General features: G+C 68.6%; 21 protein-coding genes. 16 read left to right on the forward strand and 5 right to left on the reverse strand.

The window, feature by feature from the left end; genetic code table 11:
* Positions 1–18: 18 nt before the first annotated feature.
* Entirely contained in the window at positions 19–549 is a 531-nt protein-coding gene (locus ABGB19_RS12760; protein WP_347686332.1) for a YbhB/YbcL family Raf kinase inhibitor-like protein, read from the forward strand.
* A gap of 18 nt (positions 550–567) precedes the next feature.
* Here the strand turns inward: ABGB19_RS12760 and ABGB19_RS12765 are convergent, their stop codons facing one another.
* The 3 genes from ABGB19_RS12765 to ABGB19_RS12775 form a co-directional block, all read right to left on the reverse strand.
* Positions 568–1,632, reverse strand: a complete 1,065-nt coding sequence (locus tag ABGB19_RS12765) for a quinone-dependent dihydroorotate dehydrogenase (RefSeq protein WP_347686333.1) — start codon at positions 1,630–1,632, stop codon at positions 568–570.
* A 7-nt stretch (positions 1,633–1,639) separates the two neighbouring features.
* Complete coding sequence (locus ABGB19_RS12770) at positions 1,640–1,909, reverse strand: DUF5703 family protein (protein WP_347686334.1); 270 nt, start codon at positions 1,907–1,909, stop codon at positions 1,640–1,642.
* Between the two features lie 92 nt (positions 1,910–2,001).
* Positions 2,002–2,982, reverse strand: coding sequence for a hypothetical protein (locus tag ABGB19_RS12775; RefSeq protein WP_347686719.1), 981 nt, complete (start codon positions 2,980–2,982; stop codon positions 2,002–2,004).
* A gap of 183 nt (positions 2,983–3,165) precedes the next feature.
* Here ABGB19_RS12775 and ABGB19_RS12780 point away from each other — a divergent pair, with 183 nt between their 5' ends.
* The 9 genes from ABGB19_RS12780 (at position 3,166) to ABGB19_RS12820 (ending at position 11,042) form a co-directional block, all read left to right on the forward strand.
* Entirely contained in the window at positions 3,166–3,477 is a 312-nt protein-coding gene (locus tag ABGB19_RS12780; RefSeq protein ID WP_347686335.1) for a hypothetical protein, read from the forward strand.
* 44 nt (positions 3,478–3,521) lie between these two features.
* Positions 3,522–4,352 (forward strand): undecaprenyl-diphosphate phosphatase, encoded by an 831-nt coding sequence (locus tag ABGB19_RS12785; RefSeq protein WP_347686720.1) that lies wholly within the window; start codon positions 3,522–3,524, stop codon positions 4,350–4,352.
* Positions 4,349–5,065, forward strand: a complete 717-nt coding sequence (locus ABGB19_RS12790) for a histidine phosphatase family protein (RefSeq protein WP_347686336.1) — start codon at positions 4,349–4,351, stop codon at positions 5,063–5,065. Before ABGB19_RS12785 ends, ABGB19_RS12790 begins: the two co-directional genes overlap by 4 nt.
* Before the next feature lie 102 nt (positions 5,066–5,167).
* Positions 5,168–5,752 (forward strand): DUF3090 domain-containing protein, encoded by a 585-nt coding sequence (locus tag ABGB19_RS12795; protein ID WP_347686337.1) that lies wholly within the window; start codon positions 5,168–5,170, stop codon positions 5,750–5,752.
* Complete coding sequence (locus tag ABGB19_RS12800; protein ID WP_347686338.1) at positions 5,739–6,602, forward strand: SCO1664 family protein; 864 nt, start codon at positions 5,739–5,741, stop codon at positions 6,600–6,602. Before ABGB19_RS12795 ends, ABGB19_RS12800 begins: the two co-directional genes overlap by 14 nt.
* 14 nt (positions 6,603–6,616) lie before the next feature.
* Positions 6,617–7,396: a 3'(2'),5'-bisphosphate nucleotidase CysQ gene (locus tag ABGB19_RS12805; protein ID WP_347686339.1), complete on the forward strand. Its 780-nt coding sequence runs from the start codon at positions 6,617–6,619 to the stop codon at positions 7,394–7,396.
* 48 nt (positions 7,397–7,444) lie between these two features.
* Positions 7,445–8,683 carry a cysteine--1-D-myo-inosityl 2-amino-2-deoxy-alpha-D-glucopyranoside ligase gene (mshC, locus tag ABGB19_RS12810; protein WP_347686340.1) on the forward strand — a complete coding sequence of 413 codons (1,239 nt, stop codon included), beginning with the start codon at positions 7,445–7,447 and terminating at the stop codon, positions 8,681–8,683.
* A 50-nt stretch (positions 8,684–8,733) separates the two neighbouring features.
* On the forward strand, positions 8,734–9,609 hold the full coding sequence (locus tag ABGB19_RS12815; RefSeq protein WP_347686341.1) for an SDR family oxidoreductase: 876 nt from the start codon (positions 8,734–8,736) through the stop codon (positions 9,607–9,609).
* The gene (locus ABGB19_RS12820) at positions 9,609–11,042 is read left to right on the forward strand and encodes a DUF1254 domain-containing protein (RefSeq protein ID WP_347686342.1); all 1,434 of its coding nucleotides are present in this window, start codon (positions 9,609–9,611) and stop codon (positions 11,040–11,042) included. The genes ABGB19_RS12815 and ABGB19_RS12820 overlap by 1 nt, the downstream gene beginning before the upstream one ends.
* Before the next feature lie 67 nt (positions 11,043–11,109).
* Here ABGB19_RS12820 and ABGB19_RS12825 read toward each other — a convergent pair whose 3' ends face one another.
* Positions 11,110–12,000, reverse strand: coding sequence for a PAC2 family protein (locus ABGB19_RS12825; RefSeq protein ID WP_347686343.1), 891 nt, complete (start codon positions 11,998–12,000; stop codon positions 11,110–11,112).
* A gap of 455 nt (positions 12,001–12,455) precedes the next feature.
* Here ABGB19_RS12825 and metH point away from each other — a divergent pair, with 455 nt between their 5' ends.
* Complete coding sequence (gene metH, locus ABGB19_RS12830) at positions 12,456–16,214, forward strand: methionine synthase (protein WP_347686344.1); 3,759 nt, start codon at positions 12,456–12,458, stop codon at positions 16,212–16,214.
* A gap of 40 nt (positions 16,215–16,254) precedes the next feature.
* On the opposite strand, the gene ABGB19_RS12835 is transcribed toward metH, so the two are convergent.
* The gene (locus tag ABGB19_RS12835) at positions 16,255–17,052 is read right to left on the reverse strand and encodes an NAD(P)H-binding protein (protein ID WP_347686345.1); all 798 of its coding nucleotides are present in this window, start codon (positions 17,050–17,052) and stop codon (positions 16,255–16,257) included.
* A gap of 64 nt (positions 17,053–17,116) precedes the next feature.
* Here ABGB19_RS12835 and ABGB19_RS12840 point away from each other — a divergent pair, with 64 nt between their 5' ends.
* From ABGB19_RS12840 to hisG, 5 genes are read left to right on the forward strand one after another with little or no spacing between them, the layout of a single operon-like run.
* On the forward strand, positions 17,117–17,800 hold the full coding sequence (locus ABGB19_RS12840) for an HAD family phosphatase (protein WP_347686346.1): 684 nt from the start codon (positions 17,117–17,119) through the stop codon (positions 17,798–17,800).
* 57 nt (positions 17,801–17,857) lie between these two features.
* Entirely contained in the window at positions 17,858–19,321 is a 1,464-nt protein-coding gene (locus tag ABGB19_RS12845; protein WP_347686347.1) for a sugar porter family MFS transporter, read from the forward strand.
* Positions 19,308–20,855: an FAD-binding protein gene (locus ABGB19_RS12850; RefSeq protein WP_347686721.1), complete on the forward strand. Its 1,548-nt coding sequence runs from the start codon at positions 19,308–19,310 to the stop codon at positions 20,853–20,855. Before ABGB19_RS12845 ends, ABGB19_RS12850 begins: the two co-directional genes overlap by 14 nt.
* 16 nt (positions 20,856–20,871) lie before the next feature.
* Entirely contained in the window at positions 20,872–21,153 is a 282-nt protein-coding gene (locus tag ABGB19_RS12855; protein WP_347686348.1) for a phosphoribosyl-ATP diphosphatase, read from the forward strand.
* Positions 21,154–21,158: 5 nt separating this feature from the next.
* Positions 21,159–22,010, forward strand: a complete 852-nt coding sequence (gene hisG, locus ABGB19_RS12860) for an ATP phosphoribosyltransferase (RefSeq protein ID WP_347686722.1) — start codon at positions 21,159–21,161, stop codon at positions 22,008–22,010.
* Positions 22,011–22,041 lie beyond the last annotated feature (31 nt).

The following is a 22,041-nucleotide window of genomic DNA, read 5'->3' on the forward strand; positions in this document are numbered from 1 at the left end:
CGAAGAGAGGTTGGTTCCATGGCGTTTGACTACAACCCGTACGAGTTCCTTCCCGAACTGCCGTCGTTCACGCTGTCCTCGGACACCATCACCGACGGCCAACCGCTGGGCAACGACCAGGTCAGCGGCATCATGGGCGCCGGAGGCGAGGACGTCTCGCCGCAGCTGTCGTGGTCCGGCTTCCCGGAGACGACCCGCAGCTTCGCGGTCACCATGTACGACCCCGACGCGCCGACGGCGTCGGGCTTCTGGCACTGGGCGGTGGCCAACCTGCCCGCCACCGTCACCGAACTGCCCGCGGGTGCCGGCGACGGCAGCGCGCTGCCCGGCGACGCCCTGATCCTGCGCAACGACGCGGGACTCAAGCGCTTCATCGGCGCCGCGCCGCCGCCCGGCCACGGGCCGCACCGCTACATCGTCGCGGTGCACGCCGTGGACGTCGAGAAGCTCGACCTGCCCGAGGACGCCACCCCGGCCTACCTCGGCTTCAACCTGTTCCAGCACGCGATCGCGCGGGCGCTGATCCACGGCACCTATCAACAGGACTAGTACAGGACACGCGGGCGCCTACTTGCTGATGGCCGAGCCGACGGCGTCGGCCACCGACGCGAAGCCACCGGCGTGCAGGCGGCGGGCGATGCCGTCGTGAATGTGCTTGGCCCACAGCCCGCCGCCGTACACGAAGCCGGTGTAGCCCTGCAGCAGTGACGCGCCGGAGGTGATGCGCTCCCACGCGTCGTCGGCGGTTTCGATGCCCCCGACACTGATCAGCACCAGGCGGTCGCCGACGCGTCGGTACAGCCTGCGCAGCACCTCCAGCGAGCGTCGCGCGACCGGAGGTCCCGAGATCCCGCCGGGGCCGAGGTCGCCGACGCCCGGCGTGGCCAGTCCGTCGCGGGACACCGTGGTGTTGGTGGCGACGATCCCGGCGAGTCCCAATTCGACTGCCAGATCGGCGATTTCGTCGACGTCCTGATCCGACAGGTCGGGTGCGATCTTCACCAGCACCGGTGCCGACGTCTCGGCCTTGACCGCGGCCAGGATCGGCCGCAGCGACTGCACCGCCTGCAGGTCGCGCAGGCCCGGCGTGTTCGGCGAGCTCACGTTGGCGACCAGGAACGACGCGAGCGGCCCGAGCAGCCGGGCACTGGCCGCGTAGTCGGCCACGGCGCGCTCGGGTGGTGTGGTCTTCGTCTTGCCGATGTTCACGCCGATCGGCACGTCCGGCATGTGCCGGGTCAGTTTCACGGCGAGTTCGCCTGCGCCGTGGTTGTTGAACCCCATCCGGTTCAGCAGCGCGCGGTCCTCGGGCAGCCGGAACATCCGCGGCTGCGGGTTGCCGGGCTGGGCCTGTGCCGTCACGGTGCCCACCTCGGCGTAGCCGAAGCCGAGCGCGCCCCAGGTGTGCAGCCCGCTGCCGTTCTTGTCGAAGCCGGCCGCGAGTCCGAGCGGTCCACCGAACCGCACCCCGAACACCGTGCTGGCCAGCACCGGATCGTGCGGGCCCAGCCATCGCGTCAACGCGCGTCGCGGCCACGGCAGATAGGTCACGGCGCGCAGCACCGCGAACACCCAGGTGTGGATGCGTTCGGGCGCAAAGAGGAACAGCGCCCGCCGCAGCGCGCGATACATCACGCGATCACAGCGCGGGTTGCTCCGGCAGACCCGCCCGGTGGGCCGCGGTCTTCTTGCGCCGCAGCAGCACCCGCCGGGAGCCGTCGGTGTACAGCCGCACCCGGGTCAGTTCCCACCCGCGGTACTCCGCCTCGATCGACAGCCGGGTCGAGGCGCTGATGCGGGTCACGTCCGGGGGCAGTCGCAGCGGAATCCACTCGTAGTCGTCGGAGAGGTCGGCCGCGACGACGTCCTCCCAGCCCGATGGCATGCGGCCGCGGTGAATCGCGCTCACAGCCGTTCCTTCTTCGCGCGAGCGCTCATCACAGCTGTCTCTTCTTCGCGCGAGCGCTCATCAGCGCTGTTCCTTCTTCGCGCGAGCGCTCATCAGCGGCTACCCGCCGCGTCGCTGATTACCTGCACACCCGCTCCCGATCCGGACACCACGTACAGCGTGCCAGACGATTCGTCAAAGGCCAGGGAGTTCGGTTGCTGCACGGTTCGATATCGCACCTTCTCGACGGGTATGCCGGTGGCCAGATCGTAGCCAACGACGGTGTTGCTCGCCGTCTGTGACACCCAGACCAGGGACGACGACCCCGCCAGCCCGTACGGGGCGTCGGGCACCGGGTAGCGCTGGCGCAGGATCAGCGGGTCGGTGCCGAACACCAGCAGGCCGTCCCCGCGCGTGTCGGCTACGAGCACCCGACCGATCGGGTCGGCGACCATTGTCGTGGCGCCTTCGCCGGCCCGCAGCGCCTCCTCGTCCTCGGCCCCGTTCTCCGACAGCGTCGTCACCGACGTCTGCCCCCGGTCGAGCACCACCGCTGTGTTGCCCTGTGTCACAAGGTCATCGACGCGAGCGAAGATCTTGAGCTCGGCGGCGACCCCGGTGTCGGAGTCGAGGGTGAGCAAGGCGCCGTCGGCACTGCCGAGCACCAACCTTCCATCGGCGCGGCGGGCGATCGCGGTGAACTCGGTGTCGCGTCGGCCGTCGACGTCGACCATTGTGGAGGTGCCTTGCGCGAGCCCCACCCGGTAGTAGCCGCCGCGTGTCGACAGGTACAGCCGGCCGTCGCCGTCGCCGGTCATCGCGGTCGCCGACGTCGGCAACGACACGGTCCTGGCGTCGCCGTCCGGCGGGAAGATCGTGACCAGCGACTGGGTCCCGGGACCGGTGGACAACACCGCCAGCGAGCCGCTCGCCGGGTCGACCCTCGCGGCCTGGCCCGGTTGGGGCAGGGGGCGCACGACGCCGGGGGGCCGGTCGGTCACCGGGGGTGACGCGGCGGCCTGCGCGGGCACGATGGTGGGCGGCGGTGCGTCGGCGGGGTTGGCCGAACAGCTGGTCAAGGTCACAGTTGCCAGCGCCGCAGCGCACGTCGAAAGCACGCGAATCGGGGTGTTTAGACGAGGCGGCAAAGGGTAGCTCTCGGTCGTGAATTGCGGATATCGACTGAGTCGCCAGTGTAGGCAGACCGCTCGTCGTGTTTTACCGGCCGCTCGTCGTGGCCGCGCTCTCGGCCCGTACGCCGGCGGTATGGTGCGATCATGACCCTCGCCGCGGACCGCGATCTGGGCAACCAGGAGTTTGCTCTCGAGGACATCACCACTGGTGTGCACGCCAGCGGGTTTGGCCGGCTGGGGGACGGGCGCAGCTTCTCCTTCCACGTCGAGCGCCAACAGCTCGTCGTCGAGGTGTACCGGCCGCGGTTGACCGGCCCGGTTCCGCTCGACGAGGACGTCGTGGCGATCGCCACCCGCAAGCTCACCGACATCGATCTCACCGACCGGCGCAGCCTGACCGCTGCCGTGCGGGATGCGGTCGCCGCCGCCGAGCCCGTGGCGCGGGCCAGCCGCTAACAACACCTCACGGTACGGTCGTCGTCGTGACGGACGTGCCGGCGATGTCGTGGCTCCAGGTTGTCGTCCTCGCGATCCTGCAGGGCCTGACCGAGTTCCTGCCCGTCTCGTCGTCGGGGCACCTGGCGATCGCCTCGCGCGTGTTCTTCACCGACGACGCGGGCGCCTCGTTCACCGCCGTGACGCAGTTGGGCACCGAACTCGCGGTGCTGCTGTACTTCGCCAAAGACATCGGCCGCATCCTCAAGGCCTGGTTCAACGGGCTGTTCGTCAAGGCGCACCGCACCGCCGACTACTGGCTGGGCTGGTACGTGATCATCGGCACCATCCCGATCGGCGTGTTCGGTCTGCTGTTCAAGGACCAGATCCGAACGGGCGCAAGGAATCTGTGGGCGATCGCGATCGCGCTGATCGTCTTCTCCGCTGTCATCGCGGCCGCCGAGTACCTCGGCAGGCAGACCCGCCGGGTCGAGCAGCTGACATGGAAGGACAGCATCGTCGTCGGCCTGGCTCAGTGTCTGGCGCTGCTGCCCGGGGTGTCACGGTCCGGCGCGACGATCAGTGCCGGACTTTTCCTCGGCCTGAACCGTGAACTCGCGGCCCGGTTCGGCTTCCTGCTCGCCATCCCCGCGGTGTTCGCCTCCGGCCTGTTCTCCTTGCCCGACGCCTTCCACCCCGTGGGTGAGGGGATGAGCGCCAGCGGGGCGCAGTTGTCGGTGGCGACGGTCATCGCGTTCGTCGTCGGCTTCGCCGCGGTGGCGTGGTTTTTGCGGTTCCTGGTCCACCACAGCATGTACTGGTTCGTCGGCTACCGGGTGCTGCTGGGCACCGTCGTGCTGATCCTGCTGGGCGCGGGCGTGGTGTCGGCGACATGACCGTGATCCTGCTGCGGCACGGCCGCTCGACGTCGAACACCGCGCACACCCTTGCCGGCCGCTCGGACGGCGTCGACCTCGACGACACGGGCCGCGAACAGGCCAAGGGGGTGGTGACGCGGATCGGCTCGTTGCCCATCCGGGCGATCGTGCGCTCGCCGCTGCTGCGATGCGAGCGGACCGTCGAACCGCTGGCGGCGGCGCTGGGCCTGACACCGATGGTCGACGACCGGATCTCCGAGGTCGACTACGGCGCGTGGACCGGGCGCAAGATCGGTGAGTTGGTCAAGGAGCCGCTGTGGGCCGTCGTGCAGCAGCAACCCAGCGCTGCGGTGTTCCCGGACGGGGAGGGACTGGCTCAGGTGCAGGCGCGCGCGGTGGCCGCGGTGCGCGAGCACGACCGTCGGCTGGCCGAGGAACACGAGGCCGATGTGCTCTGGGTGGCATGCACGCACGGCGACGTGATCAAGGCCGTGGTGGCCGACGCGCTCGGCACGCACCTCGACAGCTTCCAGCGGATCACCGCCGATCCCGCGTCGATGAGCGTGATCCGCTACACGGCGGTGCGCCCGTTCGTGATTCACGTCAACCACACCGGAGACCAACTCACTGCGGGCCTGGCGCCCAAACCCCCAGGGGCCGACGGTAAGGGCGGCTCGGAAGACGGGGATGTGCCGCCGGAGGACGCGGTCGTGGGCGGCGGCGCGGGCTAGTCGCACGACGATGGGGCGGCATCCCGCGCGCCGTCGAGGAGTGCGACCGTGACCTAGTCGGATGACGGCAACCACGCCCTAGCCGGTATTTTGGAGGATGCCATGGCCCGCGCAATCCACGTCTTCCGCACACCCGACCGCTTCGTGGCCGGGACTGTCGGCCAGCCGGGCAACCGGACGTTCTACCTACAGGCCGTCCACGACAAGCGCGTGGTGTCGGTGGTGTTGGAGAAGCAGCAGGTGGCCGTGCTCGCCGAGCGCATCGCGGCGCTGCTGCTGGAGATCAACCGACGGTTCGGCACCCCGATTCCGCCCGACACCGGAGAGGTCGGGGACCTGAGCCCGCTCGTCACGCCCGTCGACGCGGAGTTCCGCGTCGGGACGATGGGCCTGGGCTGGGACTCGGAGGCGCAGACCGTCGTGGTCGAGCTGCTGGCCGTGTCGGACGCCGAGTTCGACGCCTCGGTGGTGCTCGACGACGCCGAGGACGGACCCGACGCGGTGCGCGTGTTCCTCACCCCGGAGTCGGCTCGCGAGTTCGCGACCCGGTCCAACCGGGTCATCTCGGCAGGGCGGCCACCGTGCCCGCTGTGCGACGAGCCACTGGACCCCGAAGGCCACATCTGCGTGCGCACCAACGGCTACCGGCGCGGCGCCTTCGCCGAGTCCGACGATGACGCCGACTGAGGGCCGCGGGCCCGACCCCGATGACCTCGACGAGGTGTGCCTGCGCGGCGAGCTGACCGTCATCGGACGCATCCGCTCGGCCAGCAACGCCACCTTCCTGTGTGAGACGCATCTCGGTGAGCGGCAGACACATTGCGTCTACAAGCCGGTCGCGGGCGAAGCGCCGCTGTGGGACTTCCCGGACGGCACGCTGGCGGGCCGCGAGGTCGCTGCCTATCTGGTGTCGGCGGCGCTCGGCTGGAACATCGTGCCGTACACCATTATTCGGGACGGTCCTGCGGGTCCGGGCATGGTGCAACGGTGGATCGACCAACCCGGCGACACCGCGGACGTGAGGAGCGAATCAGCGGAAGTCGAAAGTGAGCCGGCCGCGGGCCCCGATCTGGTGGATCTGCTGCCCGCCGGGCGTATTCCGCCGGGCTACTTACCGATCCTGCAGGCCTACGACTACGCCGGCGCCGAGGTCACGCTCGTGCATGCCGACGACGACCGGCTGCGCCGGATGGCGGTGTTCGATGTGCTGGTCAACAACGCCGACCGCAAGGGCGGACACATCCTGTCCGGCGTCGACGGGCGTGTCTACGGCGTCGACCACGGCGTGACACTGCACGTCGAGGACAAGCTGCGCACCGTGCTGTGGGGATGGGCAGGCAAACCCGTCGACGATCCGACGCTCGAGGCGGTGACCGCACTGCGCGACGACTTGCGCAACGGCCTGGCCGATCGGTTGGGTGACCACATCACCATGCGGGAGGTCGCCGCGCTGTTGGCCAGAACCGTTGCGCTGCTGAATGATCCGGTGATGCCGACGCCGGACCGGCGGCGGCCCATCCCGTGGCCGGCGTTCTGAGCGATACTGTCGCGATGAGCCTGACCGATGCGGCACTGGCTGCCGAGGTGGCCGCCGAGGCCGGCGAACTGCTGCTGAAAGTCCGCGAGGAGGTCGGCTTCTACGATCCCTACGACCTCGGCGACGCGGGCGACATGCGGGCCAACACGCTGATCCTGCAGCGGCTGCGTGAGCTTCGCCCCGACGACGCGGTGCTCTCCGAGGAGGCCGCCGACGACGTGTCACGGGTGCAGGCCGACCGGGTCTGGATCGTCGACCCCGTCGACGGGACGTGGGAATACTCCCTACCCGGCCGGACCGACTGGGCGGTGCACATCGCGTTGTGGCAGCGCGACGGCAGCCCCAACGGCCGCATCACCGACGCCGCGGTCGCGCTACCGGCGCGCGGTGAGGTCTACCGTACGGACACCGTGGCCGCTCCGCCGCCGCGCGACGACGGGCCGATACTGATCACGGCCAGCGCGAACCGGCCGCCGCCGGTGCTGTGGTGGCTGCGCGAGCGGATGGACATCCGGCTGGTGCGGATCGGCTCCGCGGGAGCGAAGGCGATGGCGGTGGTGCGCGGCGACGTCGACGCCTATCTGCACGCCGGCGGCCAGTGGGAGTGGGATTCGGCCGCACCGGCGGGCGTGGTGCAGGCCGCCGGTCTGCACGCCTCGCGGCTCGACGGCTCCGAGCTGATCTACAACCGGCGCGACCCCTACCTGCCCGACCTGTTGATGTGCCGCGCCGAGCTCAGCGACGCGCTGCTCGGGGGAATCCTGTCGGCGTACCGGAGCCGCTTTGGGGAATGAATCGCCCTACCCGCGTTGTCAGACACGCTGATGCCTAGAGTCGAAGCCATGAATTCGTGGCCGGCACCGTCCGTCCCGGCGCTGCCGGGCCGCGGTCCTGCGCTGCGCCTCTACGACAGCGCCGACCGACAGGTCCGCCCGGTGAGCGCGGGCGACACCGCCACCATGTACGTCTGCGGCATCACCCCTTACGACGCCACGCACCTGGGCCACGCGGCCACCTATCTGGCCTTCGACCTGGTGCACCGGGTCTGGCTGGACGCCGGCCACCACGTCCACTACGTGCAGAACATCACCGACGTCGACGATCCGCTGTTCGAGCGGGCGCAGCGCGACGGCGTCGACTGGCGGGAACTGGCCGACCGCGAGATCGACCTGTTCCGCGCGGACATGACCGCGTTGCGGGTGCTGCCCCCGCACGAGTACGTGGCGGCCACCGACGCGATAGCCGAGGTCGTCGAGGTCACCGAGAAGCTGCTGGCGTCGGGTGCGGCCTACGTCGTCGACGACCCGCAGTACCCGGACGTCTACTTCCGCGCCGACGCCACCGCCCAGTTCGGCTACGAGTCCGGCTACGACCGCGACACGATGCTGCGGCTCTTCGGCGAGCGCGGCGGCGACCCGGACCGCCCCGGCAAGAGCGACCAGCTCGACGCGCTGCTGTGGCGGGCGCAGCGGCCCGGCGAACCGAGCTGGCCGTCACCGTTCGGGCCCGGCCGGCCGGGCTGGCACGTCGAGTGCGCGGCGATCGCGCTGAGCCGCATCGGCACCGATCTCGACATCCAGGGCGGCGGCAGCGACCTGATCTTCCCGCATCACGAGTTCTCCGCGGCCCACGCCGAATCCGTCACGGGGGAGCGGCGATTCGCCCGCCACTATGTGCACGCGGGCATGATCGGGTGGGACGGGCACAAGATGAGCAAGAGCCGCGGCAACCTTGTGCTGGTGTCGCGGCTGCGGGCCGACGGCGTGGATTCTGCAGCGATCCGGCTCGGCCTGCTCGCCGGCCACTACCGCTCGGACCGGGAGTGGAGCGACGCCGTGCTCGCCGAGGCCACTGACCGGCTGGGCCGCTGGCGGGCCGCGGTGGCGCTGCCCGCCGCACCCGACGCGACCGACGTGGTGGGCCGTGTGCGCCGCTACCTCGCCGACGACCTGGACACCCCGAAAGCGCTTGCCGCGCTTGACGGGTGGACCACCGATGCGCTCAGCTACGGCGGTCACGACACCGCGGCCGGGCGCACGGTGGCGGCCGCGATCGACGCGCTGCTGGGCATCCGGCTGTAGAGCCGTCGGACTCCGCCCGTCGCGGCGACCGGCGGGGTACGTTGACGGCCATGAGTTCTGTGACCGGAAAAGTCGCCCTGATCACCGGCGGGGCCAACGGCATCGGTGAAGAGGTGGCCCGCCGCCTGCACGACAAGGGCGCCAAGCTGGTGCTGACCGACCTCGACGAGGGCAGGTTGAAGGACGTGGCCGGCCGCCTCGACGCCGACCGGGTGCTGACTGCGGTGGCCGACGTGCGCGATCTGGCGGCCATGCAGTCCGCCGTCGACAGGGGCATCGAGCGCTTCGGCGGCATCGACGTCGTGATGGCCAACGCGGGCATCGCGACCTCCGGCTCGCTGCTGGCCGTCGACCCCGATGCCTTCAAGACGCTGATCGACGTGAACGTCGTCGGGGTGTTCAACACGGTGCGCGCCGCGCTGCCGTCGGTGATCGAGCGCCGCGGTTACGTGCTGGTGGTCTCGTCGGCCGCGGCCTATGCCGCCTCGGCCGGGATGGTGGCCTACGACACCTCCAAGGCCGGCGTCGAGCATTTCGCCAACGCCCTGCGGCTCGAGCTCGCGCACCGGGGTGTGGACGTCGGGTCGGCGCACATGCTGTGGATCGACACGCCAATGGTCCGCGACGGCAAGGCGGAGTCGGCGGCCTTCCGGGAGATGCTGCGCCGGCTGCCCGGACCGCTGGGCAAGACCACCTCCGTCGAGAAGTGCGGCGAGGTGTTCCTCAAAGGCATCGAGTCGCGCAAGCGTCAGATCAACTGTCCGGAGTGGGTCGGGCTGATGCGCTGGCTCAAGCCGGTGCTGGCGTCGCGGATCGGAGAGCGGGCGACGTTGAAGTCGGTCCCGGAACTACTGCCGCAGATGGACGCGGAGGTCGTCGCGCAGGGCCGGTCGATGAGCGCGCGAGCGCAGGACCTGATCAATTGATGATCCGCCGAGCCGCGGTGGCCGTGGTCGCCGCGCTGATGCTCGTTGCCTGCAGCACAGACGGATCCGATGAAGCGGCGACGTCCTCGGCTCCACCGAGTCCGGACGCCGTCGCGCCGGAGCAGGCGCGGGCCATCGCAAAAGAGGCCTACATCTACGGCTTCCCGATCGTCGACAACTACCGGGTGCAGTATGCCTATTACGTCAACAAGGACGACCCGGAGTACAAGGGCGGCTGGAACGAGATCCACAGCACCGCGAGGGTTTTCGGTCCCGAGGACAAAGCGGTTCAGACGCCGAACTCCGACACGCCCTACTCGATGCTCGGCGCCGACCTGCGGGCCGAACCGCTGGTGCTGACGGTCCCGCCGATCGAACAGGACCGGTACTACTCGTTGCAGTTCATCGACGGGTACACCTACAACTTCGCCTACGTCGGCAGCCGCACCACCGGCAACGGTGGCGGTAAGTACCTTCTGGCCGGACCGGATTGGCAAGGCGAAAAGCCGGAAGGCATCGACGAGGTCATCCGATCGGATACCGAGTTGGCCGGCGTGATCTACCGCACTCAGTTGTATGGGCCCTCGGACATCGAACAGGTCAAGAGGATCCAGGCGGGCTACCAGGCGACGCCGCTGTCGGTGTACTTGAACCAGCCGTCGCCGCCGGCAGCGCCACCGATCGACTTCGTGCCGCCGCTGACCCGCGATCAGGAGAAGACGTCGCCGCAGTTCTTCGAGATCCTGAACTTCGCGCTGCGCTTCGCCCCGACGCTGCCCGACGAGAAGGACATGCGGGACCGGTTCGCCACCATCGGGATCGGGCCGGAGGGCACCTTCGACGCCGACGAGTTGAGCCCCGAGATGCGTTCCGCGGTCGAGGGTGGAATGGCCGACGCCTGGGCCGAACTCGACACGTTGCAGAAGGACAAGATCGAAACCGGCGAGGTCGGCTCCGCGCAGTTCTTCGGCACCGCGGCGGACTTGAACGGCAACTACCTGTACCGGATGGCGGGCGCGGTGTACGGCATCTACGGCAACACCGCTGCCGAGGCGCTGTACCCGGGCATCGTCCACGACTCCACCGGCGCGCCGCTGACCGGCGCCAGCAATTACGTCGTAAAGCTACCGTCCGGACAGTTGCCGCCGGTGAATGCGTTCTGGTCGCTGACCATGTACGAGATGCCGCAGAGCCTGCTGGTGCAGAACCCGATCCAGCGCTATCTGATCAACTCGCCCATGTTGCCCAGCCTCGTGCCAGACCCTGACGGCGGCTACACGATCTACGTGCAGAACGTCTCGCCGGGCATGGATCGCGAGGCCAACTGGCTACCCGCCCCGAGGGGCCCGTTCCAAATGGTGCTGCGGCTGTACTGGCCCAAGCCCGACGCCCTCAACGGCACCTGGAAGCCCCCGCAGGCCGAGAAGGTGTAGGCGGCGAGCGGCCAGTTACGGCGCGCATCGCGCCCGAAGATGTGCGTCACGTGGCCGCTCGCCCGACTCAACCGCGGAAGCCGGGGCCGCGGCGGCGCAGATAGCGCTCGAACTCGGCGGCCAACGCGTCGCCGTCGATCTTGCCGAGTGCCTCATGCATGTCGACCTCGGCGTCGCCGCGCTCCTCGAGCGACTGCACGTAATCGGCGATCTCGTCGTCCTCGGCCGTCATCTCCGACACCGCCTGCTCCCACTCCTCGGCGGCGGCCGGCAGGTCGGCCAGCGGCACCTCGATGTCGAGCACGTCCTCGACCCGGCGCAGCAGGGCCACTGTCGCCTTCGGGTTCGGCGGCTGCGACACATAGTGCGGAATCGCCGCCCAGAACGTCACCGCGGGGATGCCGGCCTGCACGCACGCGTCCTGGAACACCCCGGCGATGCCCGTTGGACCCTCGTACCGGGTCTCCTCCAGCCCGAACGTCTTGGCCGAGTCGGGGGAGTAGGCCGCGCCCGACACCGGCACCGGCCGGGTGTGCGGCGTGTCGGCCAGCAGCGCGCCCAGGATGACGACGGTCTGCACGTTGAGCTTGTCGGCGATGGCCAGCAGTTCGGCGCAGAACGTCCGCCAGCGCATGTTGGGCTCGACTCCGTGCATCAGCACGATGTCGCGGTCGGAGCCGGGCGGACGGCAATGCGAAATACGCATCGAGGGCCACACCAGCTCGCGGGTGACGCCGTCGACCTGCCGGATCACCGGCCGATTCACCTGATAGTCGTAATAGGCCTCGTCGTCGATCTCCACGATCGGTTCGGCTTCCCAGATGGCGTCCAGGTGCTCGAGCGCATCGCTGGCCGCGTCGCCGGCGTCGTTCCAGCCCTCGAAGGCCGCCACGACAATCGTGTCGTTGAGTTTGGGCAGGTCGGGCGGCTTGTAGCCGCTCGCATCCGACGAGGTCACTACGCCAGCGTAAGCCCTGCGCGGCGGCTAGGAGCGCCATCGCCACGCAGGCCGATTTCGCGCCGACGAGCACTTGCGCGAGGAACCGATTTGCCTCGAGCGACTACCCTGGATCCGTGACTGATGTGACCAATCGCGCTGACGACGGCGCGATGGCCACGCAGCTGCAACCGCGGACCTGACCGAGACGAAATACCTTCGACTGCAATCTGGTTGATCCTGTGACAACGACATTGCCGACAATTCCGCGAGCCGCCGGTCAGCGGCACCACGATCGCCACGCGAGTCGGGATCGCCGGCGTCGATGAGCTGGGCGTCCGGACGTCGATTACGCGACGACGTAGACTTTCTGGGGTCGAGAGGCGTTGCAACGGTTATCTGGGGGGCTGGGTCCCCCTCGGTATCCGCCACGCTCGGCAGAGTCAAGGACGCCTTCCGTTACGGAAGGAGCGCACGTGAAGTCGCCTGAGCCGAACACCTTCGAGCCGAACATCCGTCCCGACTGCACCGACGAACTGACGGCTGCTCTCGGACAGCGGATCATCGTGATCGACGGCGCGATGGGCACGGCGATCCAGCGGGACCGGCCCGACGAGGCCGGTTACCGCGGCGAGCGCTTCAAGGACTGGCCAAGCGATCTCGTGGGCAACAACGACCTGCTCAACCTGACCCAGCCGCAGATCATCGAGGGCATCCACCGCGAATACCTCGAGGCGGGCGCCGACATCCTGGAGACCAACACGTTCAACGCGAACGCGATTTCGCTCTCCGATTACGACATGGCGGACCTGGCCTACGAACTGAACTACGCCGGCGCGGCCCTGGCCCGCACGGCCTGCGACGAGTTCAGCACCCCGGAAAAGCCCCGCTACGTCGCCGGCGCCCTCGGGCCGACGACGCGCACCGCGTCGATCTCGCCGGACGTCAACGACCCCGGAGCCCGCAACGTCTCCTATGACCAGCTGGTCGCCGCCTACCTCGAAGCGGCCAACGGCCTGGTCGACGGTGGTGCCGACCTGCTCATCATCGAGACGATCTTCGACTCGCTGAACGCCAAGGCAGCGGTGTTCGCCGTCGAGACGTTGTTCGAGGAGCGCGGACGCCGCTGGCCGGTGATCATCTCGGGCACCATCACCGACGCTTCCGGGCGGACGTTGTCCGGTCAGGTCACCGAAGCGTTCTGGAACTCGATCAGGCACGCCAAGCCGCTCGCGGTGGGCCTCAACTGCGCCCTGGGCGCGCCGGAGATGCGGCCCTACCTCGCCGAGATGTCGCGCATCGCGGACACCTTCGTGTCCTGCTACCCGAACGCCGGCCTGCCCAACGCCTTCGGCGAGTACGACGAATCCCCGGAGCGTCAGGCCGGTTACATCGCCGAGTTCGCCGAGGCCGGCCTGGTCAACCTGGTCGGTGGTTGCTGCGGAACGGCGCCGCCGCACATCGCCGAGATCGCCAAGGTCGTTGAGGGCAAACCGCCGCGGACCGTCCCGCAGATTCCGGTGGCCACCCGGCTCGCCGGCCTGGAGCCGCTCAACATCACCGACGAATCGCTGTTCGTCAACATCGGCGAGCGCACCAACATCACCGGCTCGGCCCGGTTCCGCAATCTGATCAAGGCCGAGGACTACGACACCGCGCTGTCGGTCGCCCTGCAGCAGGTCGAGGTCGGTGCGCAGGTCATCGACATCAACATGGACGAAGGCATGATCGACGGTGTCGCCGCCATGGACCGGTTCACCAAGCTGATCGCGTCGGAGCCGGACATCAGCCGGGTCCCGGTGATGATCGACTCCTCCAAGTGGGAGGTCATCGAGGCCGGCCTGAAGAACGTGCAGGGCAAGCCGATCGTCAACTCGATCTCCATGAAGGAGGGCGAGGAGAAGTTCATCCGCGAGGCGCGGCTGTGCCGCAAGTACGGCGCCGCCGTCGTCGTGATGGCGTTCGACGAGCAGGGCCAGGCCGACAACCTGGAGCGCCGCAGGCAGATCTGCGGGCGCGCTTACCGGATCCTGACCGAAGAGGTCGGTTTTCCGGCCGAGGACATCATCTTCGACCCGAACTGCTTTGCGCTGGCGACCGGTATCGAGGAGCACGCGACCTACGGGATCGACTTCATCGAGGCCTGCGCCTGGATCAAGGAGAACCTGCCCGGGGTGCACATCTCCGGCGGCATCTCGAATGTGTCGTTCTCGTTCCGGGGCAACAACCCCGTCCGCGAGGCGATCCACTCGGTGTTCCTGTTCCACGCCATCAAGGCCGGCCTGGACATGGGCATCGTCAACGCCGGTGCGCTGGTGCCCTACGACTCGATCGACCCCGAGCTGCGGGACCGCATCGAGGACGTCGTCCTGAACCGGCGCGAGGATGCGGCCGAGCGACTCCTGGAGATCGCGGAACGGTTCAACAGCTCGGAGAAGCCCGACGATGCGGCGGCGGCCGAGTGGCGCAGCCTCCCCGTCCGCGAGCGGATCACGCACGCCCTGGTCAAGGGCATCGACGCCAACGTCGATGAGGACACCGAGGAGTTGCGGGCCGAGATCGCCGCCGCGGGGGGCCGCCCGATCGAGGTGATCGAGGGCCCGCTGATGGACGGCATGAACGTCGTCGGTGACCTCTTCGGCTCGGGCAAGATGTTCCTGCCCCAGGTCGTGAAGTCGGCCCGGGTGATGAAGAAGGCCGTGGCGTACCTGCTGCCGTTCATCGAGGCGGAGAAGGCCGAGTCCGGCGCCGCTGCAGGTAAGGACACCAACGGCACGATCGTGATGGCGACCGTGAAGGGCGACGTCCACGACATCGGCAAGAACATCGTCGGGGTCGTCCTGCAGTGCAACAACTTCGAAGTGATCGACCTCGGTGTGATGGTGCCCGCCCAGAAGATCCTGGACGCGGCCAAGGAGCACGACGCCGACATCATCGGGCTGTCCGGTCTGATCACCCCGTCCCTGGACGAGATGGCCAACTTCGCCGTCGAGATGGAACGTGAGGGGCTGGAGATCCCGCTGCTGATCGGTGGCGCGACCACCTCGCGCGCCCACACGGCCGTGAAGATATCGCCGCGACGTAGCGGTCCGGTGGTCTGGGTCAAGGACGCGTCCCGCTCGGTGCCGGTAGCTGCCGCGCTGCTGGACGACAAGCAACGGCCGGCCTTGCTGGAGGCCACCGAGAAGGACTACGCATCGCTGCGGGAACGGCACGCCCAGAAGAACGAGCGGCCCATGGTGACGCTGGAGAAGGCCCGCGCCAACCGGACGCCGATCGAGTGGGACGGCTACACGCCGCCGGCGCCCGCCCAGGGCGTCGGAGTACGCGATTTTCCTGACTACGACCTCTCCGAGCTTCGCGAGTACATCGACTGGCAGCCGTTCTTCAACGCCTGGGAGATGAAGGGCAGATTCCCCGACATCCTCAACAACCCGGCCTCGGGGGAGGCTGCCCGCAAGCTCTACGACGACGCCCAGCAGATGCTCGACACCCTGATCAAGGAGAAGTGGCTGACCGCCAACGGGGTGATCGGGTTCTTCCCGGCGAACGCGGTCGGCTCGGGTGTTGAAGACATCGAGGTCTACACCGACGAGACCCGTACCGAGGTGATGACCACGTTGCACAACCTGCGCCAGCAGGGCGAGCACCGTCCCGGCATCCCGAACCGGTCGCTGGGCGACTACATCGCCCCCAAGAATACGGGTCTCCGGGACTACGTCGGCGCGTTCGCCGTCACCGCGGGACTCGGCAGCGGCGACAAGATCGCCGAGTTCAAGGCAGATCATGACGACTACAGCGCGATCCTGCTGGAGTCGCTCGCCGACCGGCTGGCCGAGGCGTTTGCCGAACGGATGCACGAACGGGTCCGCAAGGAGTTCTGGGGATACCAGCCCGACGAGCAACTGGACAACGACGCACTAATCGCTGAGAAGTACGTCGGGATCCGCCCGGCCCCCGGCTACCCGGCCTGCCCGGAGCACACCGAGAAGGCGACGCTCTGGGAGTTGATGGATGTCCAGGAGCGGACCGCCATCGAGTTGACCGAGTCGATGGCGATGTGGCCGGGTGCCGCCGTCAGTGGCTGGTACTTCTCCCACCCGCAGTCGCAGTACTTCGTGGTCGGCCGGCTGGCCCAGGACCAGGTAGCCGACTACGCGAGGCGCAAAGGCTGGACCCTGGCCGAAGCCGAGCGGTGGCTCGCCCCGAACCTCGGCTACAACCCGGAGGACTGAGCCGCGCTCATCGAGCCGAAACCCGCTGCACCTGAATGGTTTACGTGAAAAACGCAGCGTTGCGCGCCGCCCACTGCGCCACCGACTCGGCAGGCGTTCCGGTGAGCCGCGCGACCAGGTCGTTGGCATGTTGCGGTTCGCCGTCGGCCATCAGGTCGAGATACCACGCGGCTTCGTCGCCCATGATCTGTCGCAGCGCGTCCTCCGCCTCGACCCGGGTGCACTGTTCGAACGTCACCTCGACCCCGATGCCGACGCCGATCTGCTCGGCGATCTGTGCACGGGTCAGCGCCTGCGGCCCGGTCAGCTCGTACATCCGGCCGTGATGCGCCGCGTCCGGCCTGGCCAGCAGCGTGGCGGCCACGCGTGCGATGTCGTCCATCGACACCGGGGTCTCGACGACGTTCGGGTAGGGCTCGCGGACGGTGCGGCTGGTCTTGATCTGATGCGACCAGATCGAGAAGTTGTCGAGGAACTCGCCGGGCCCGAGCTGAGTGTGGGCCAGCCCGGAGGCCGCCACGGTGTCGGAATGCTCCTGCCAGTGCGCCCCGCCCGAGAGCGCGACCACGTAGTCGATGCCCGCCTTCTTCGCGAGTTCGAGCGTGACCGCCGCCGTCGACGGCAGCGGCGCCAGGTACATACTGTCCACCCCGTCGAACGCGGCGGGCAGCGAGTCGGGCTCGCCGAGGTAGCCGGTGGCGACGGTGACACCTTTCGGCAGGTTGGCCTTGGCCGGGTTCTTGATCAGCGCGTGGATGTCTTTGACGCCCAACGCGATCAGATGGTCGACGACGAGACGGCCGATGTTGCCTGTTGCTCCGGTCACGAGGATTGTCATGGATTTCACCGTACGTCGACCCTCCGTCAGATTGGCGGCTCGCCGCCGTGACAGAATCGGTGCCATGAAAGCGGTGCTGTTCGACATGGACGGCACGCTCGTCGACTCCGAAAAGCTGTGGGACGTATCGCTGGCCGCGCTGTACAGCGAACTCGGCGGCCACCTGAGCGCCGAGGTCCGCGCGTCGATGGTGGGCGGCTCGGCCGAGGACACCATCCGGACCGTCTACACCGACCTCGGACTCGATCCGGATCCGGTCGCCATGGCCGAGTCGAGCCGGTGGCTGCACGACTACACCGCCGATCTCTTCGCCGGTGGGCTGCCGTGGTGCGACGGCGCCAGGGAGCTGCTCGAAGAGCTTGCGGCCGAACGCACTCCGATGGCATTGGTTACCAACACAGCTCGGGCCCTGACCGACAGGGCGTTGAACAGCATTGGCCGGCACTACTTTTCGGTGACCGTGTGTGGCGACGAGGTGGCGCGCGGCAAACCGTCGCCCGACGTCTACGAGCGGGCCGTGGCGTTGCTGAAACTGCATCCGAGCGCGTGCCTTGCCGTCGAGGACTCGGTGACCGGCACGGCGGCGGCCGAGGACGCCGGATGCCCGGTGCTGGTGGTGCCCAACGACGTAGCGGTGCCGGGCGGCCCGCGACGACGGCACGTTTCCTCCCTGGTCGGCGTGGGTATCGCCGACCTGCGCGTCATTCATTGCGAACTGAGTGAGCGCTCGGAAGAACGCACCGCGTGACGCCCGGTCTGTGATTGAATGTGACCTCCATCACGCAACGCTGCGGAAGGGTGTCACATGACTCACGAGCCCGCCGGTGATCCCACGACAGGTGCGGATTACGAATCCGAGTACATCACCGGGAAGGTCGTCCGGGTCGCCGCAGTCGCTGCGCTCGGTGGGTTCCTGTTCGGCTACGACAGCGCGGTGATCAACGGCGCTGTAGCGGCCGTACAGGACCACTTCCAGGTCGACAACACCACCCTCGGCTTCGCCGTCGCATCCGCCCTGCTGGGCTGCGTGGCCGGCGCACTGACCGCCGGAAGGCTCGCAGACCGGATCGGCCGTCTGCAGGTGATGCGGATCGCTGCCTTGCTGTTCCTGGTAAGCGCGATCGTCACCGGGTTGGCCAACGACATCTGGCTGTTGGTCGCCTTCCGGATCGTCGGCGGTGTCGCCGTCGGTATCGCATCCGTGATCGCCCCGGCCTACATCGCCGAGACGTCCCCGCCCCGCATCCGTGGGCGTTTGGGTTCACTGCAGCAGTTGGCGATCGTCACCGGCATCTTCCTGTCACTGGCCATCGACTATCTGTTCGCTTCCTTGGCCGGCGGCTCGCGCGAGGAGCTCTGGCTGGGTCTGGAGGCGTGGCGCTGGATGTTTCTCGCGGAAGCCGTACCGGCCATCGCTTATGGAGCGCTCGCCTACACGATCCCCGAGTCGCCCCGTTATCTGGTGGCCACCTACCGGATCCCGGAGGCCCGCCGGGTCTTGACGATGTTGCTCGGCGGCAAGAATCTCGACGTCACCATCAACCGGATCCAGGAAACCTTGCGCGCCGAGAAGCCGCCCTCATGGCGTGACTTGCGTAAGCCGACCGGCGGGCTGTACGGCATCGTCTGGGTTGGCCTCGGATTGTCGATATTCCAGCAGTTCGTCGGAATCAACGTGATCTTCTACTACTCCAACGTCCTATGGGAGGCGGTCGGGTTCGACGAGGGCCAGGCGTTCATGATCACCGTGATCACCTCGGTGACGAACATCGCCACCACACTGGTGGCCATAGCGCTGATCGACAAGATCGGCCGTAAGCCGTTGCTGCTGATCGGTTCCAGCGGTATGGCCGTCACGCTGGGCACGATGGCGGTCATCTTCGGCACGGCCCCGCAAGTGGACGGCCAGCCTCAACTCGGTGATGTCGCCGGCCCCATTGCGTTGGTCGCGGCCAACCTGTTCGTCGTGGCGTTCGGCATGTCCTGGGGGCCGGTGGTGTGGGTTCTGCTCGGCGAGATGTTCCCGAACCGCATCCGGGCGGCCGCACTGGGGCTTGCTGCCGCCGGTCAGTGGTTGGCCAACTGGGCGATCACCGTCACCTTCCCGGGACTACGCGAGGTGCTCGGTTTCGCCTACGGGTTCTACGCGCTGTGCGCGGCCCTGTCGTTCCTCTTCGTGTGGCGCTGGGTCGAGGAGACCAAGGGCAAGCACCTGGAGGACATGCACCGCGAGGCCGTCCATCACGAGGAGGCGTCTGATCGCACCTGACGAGACCGTCGACGTCCTCGTCGCCGGGTCGGCCGGGGCGCTCGCCGGAGCCTATACGGCTGCGCGGGAAGGACTGTCGGTCGCGATCGTCGAGGCATCCGACCGGTTCGGCGGCACGTTCGCCTACTCCGGCGGCGGCGGGATGTGGTATCCCTGCAACCCGGTGCTCGTGCGCGCCGGCTGCGACGACACTATCGACGACGCGCTGCGCTACTACCGCGCGGTCGTCGGCGGCCGCACGCCGCCGGAGCTGCAGGAGACCTACGTCCGTGGCGGCGCGGCGCTGATCGAGTACCTCGAACGCGACGACCACTTCGCCTTCAAGATCCTGCCGTGGCCGGACTACTACAGTTCGCTGCCCGCCGCGCGCACCGACGGCATGCGGCACATCGTGTCCAAGGCGGTGCCCGACGAGCGGCTCGGACGGTTCCGCGGCCTGGTCCGGGGGCCCCTCGACCACGAACGGCTCGGGGCGCCGCAACCCGAGCTGCTGACCGATGGCCGCGCGCTGGTCGGACGGTTCCTGTGGGCGATCGCAGACCATCCCGCCGTGTCCGCGCACCTGGGGACCAGCCTCGTCGACCTGATCGTCGACGACGGCCGCGTCATCGGCGGGGTGGTCGAACGCGACGGCGTGCGGCGGACGATCCGCGCGCGCAGCGGAGTGCTGCTCGCCGCCGGCGGATTCGAGCAGAACGCCGAGATGAGAGCCGAATACGGCGTACCGGGCGCCGCGCGCGACACGATGGGGGCGCCGGCCAACACCGGGTTGGCGCACCGGGCGGCGATCGCGGTCGGTGCCGATGTCGACCTGATGGACCAGGCGTGGTGGTCGCCGGGGCTGATCCACCCCGACGGCAGGGCTGCGTTCGCGCTGTGCTTCACCGGCGGCATCTTCGTGAACCGGGCGGGCCGCCGGTTCGTCAACGAATCCGCGGCCTACGACAGGCTGGGCCGGGACATCCTGCGCGCCATGGCCGACGGCAGCGTCGGCACCCCGTACTGGATGGTCTACGACAGCCGCGCCGGTGAGCAACCGCCCGTAATGGCCACCAACGTGTCGTTCTCGCCGACACAGGAGTATTCGGACAGGCGGCTGTGGGTGCAGTCCGACACCCTGGCGGGGTTGGCCGCGCAGATCGGCGTGCCCGCCGACAACCTCGAAGCCACCGTGGCGCGCTTCAACAAGCTCGCCGAACGCGACGACGACGAGGACTTCGGCCGTGGTCGGGAATCCTTCGACCGCGCGTTCACCGGCGGAGCGTCCCCGCTCGTGCCCATCGACACCCCGCCCTACCGCGCCGCGGCCTTCGGCGTCTCCGACCTCGGCACCAAGGGTGGGCTGCGCACCCACGTCGACGCCCGCGTCGTCGACACCGGCGGCCGGCCGATCCCCGGCCTGTACGCGGCGGGCAACACCATGGCCGCCGTCTCCGGTGAGACCTATCCGGGCGGCGGCAACCCGATCGGGGCCTCGCTGTTGTTCAGCCACCGCGCCGCACTGCACATGGCGCGCTCGGGCAAACCCGCGTGACCGCATCGGCGTGCGCGTGAAACAATCGCGTGCCGTGAAGACCTTCGACGCCCTGTTCGCTGAGCTCAGCGAGCGCGCACGCACCCGGCCCGCCGGTAGCGGCACCGTCGCGGCACTCGACGGGGGCGTGCACGGGCTCGGCAAGAAGATCCTCGAGGAGGCCGGCGAGGTGTGGCTGGCCGCCGAGCACGAGAGCGACGAAGCGCTCGCCGGTGAGATCAGCCAGTTGCTGTACTGGACGCAGGTGCTGATGATCGCGCGCGGCCTGACCCTCGACGACGTCTACGGCAAGCTGTGAGCGAGATGCTGCGGGTCGCCGTCCCCAACAAGGGCACGTTGTCCGAACCGGCCAGCGAGATCCTCTCCGAAGCCGGCTACCGGCGCCGCACCGATCCCAAGGACCTGACGGTCGTCGACCCCGCCAACAACGTCGAGTTCTTCTTCCTGCGACCCAAGGACATCGCGATCTACGTCGGGTCCGGGCAACTCGATTTCGGTATCACCGGGCGCGACCTGGCCGCCGAATCCGACGCGCCGGTGCGCGAGCGGCTCGCACTCGGGTTCGGGTCTTCGACGTTCCGTTACGCCGCACCGGCGGACCGCCCGTGGCGCGTCGAGGATCTCGCGGGTAAGCGGATCGCGACCGCATTCCCGAATCTGGTCCGAAAAGACTTGGCCGCCAGAGGCATTGACGCGACGGTGATACGGCTCGACGGCGCCGTGGAGATCTCCGTTCAGCTCGGCGTCGCCGACGCGATCGCCGACGTCGTCGGATCCGGCCGCACCCTGGGCCTGCACAACCTCGCCGCATTCGGCGACTCTCTGTGTGATTCGGAGGCCGTGCTCATCGAGCGCGACGGCGCGGCCGACGACAACGCCGCCGCCCGCGACCAGCTGACCGCGCGCGTGCAGGGCGTGGTGTTCGGCCAGCAGTACCTGATGCTCGACTACGACTGCCCGCGAAGCGTGCTCGATGCGGCCACCGCGGTCACGCCGGGGCTGGAGTCGCCCACGATCGCCCCGTTGGCGGACCCGGCGTGGGTGGCCGTGCGCGCGTTGGTGCCACGCCGAGACGTCAACGCGACCATGGACGAACTGGCCGCCATCGGCGCGAAGGCGATCCTGGCCTCCGACATCCGGTTCTGCCGGTTCTGATTCATCGCGACCCATCGTGTACTGCGTGTTA

The organism is Mycobacterium sp. B14F4, assembly GCF_039871645.1.
Lineage (GTDB): Bacteria > Actinomycetota > Actinomycetes > Mycobacteriales > Mycobacteriaceae > Mycobacterium.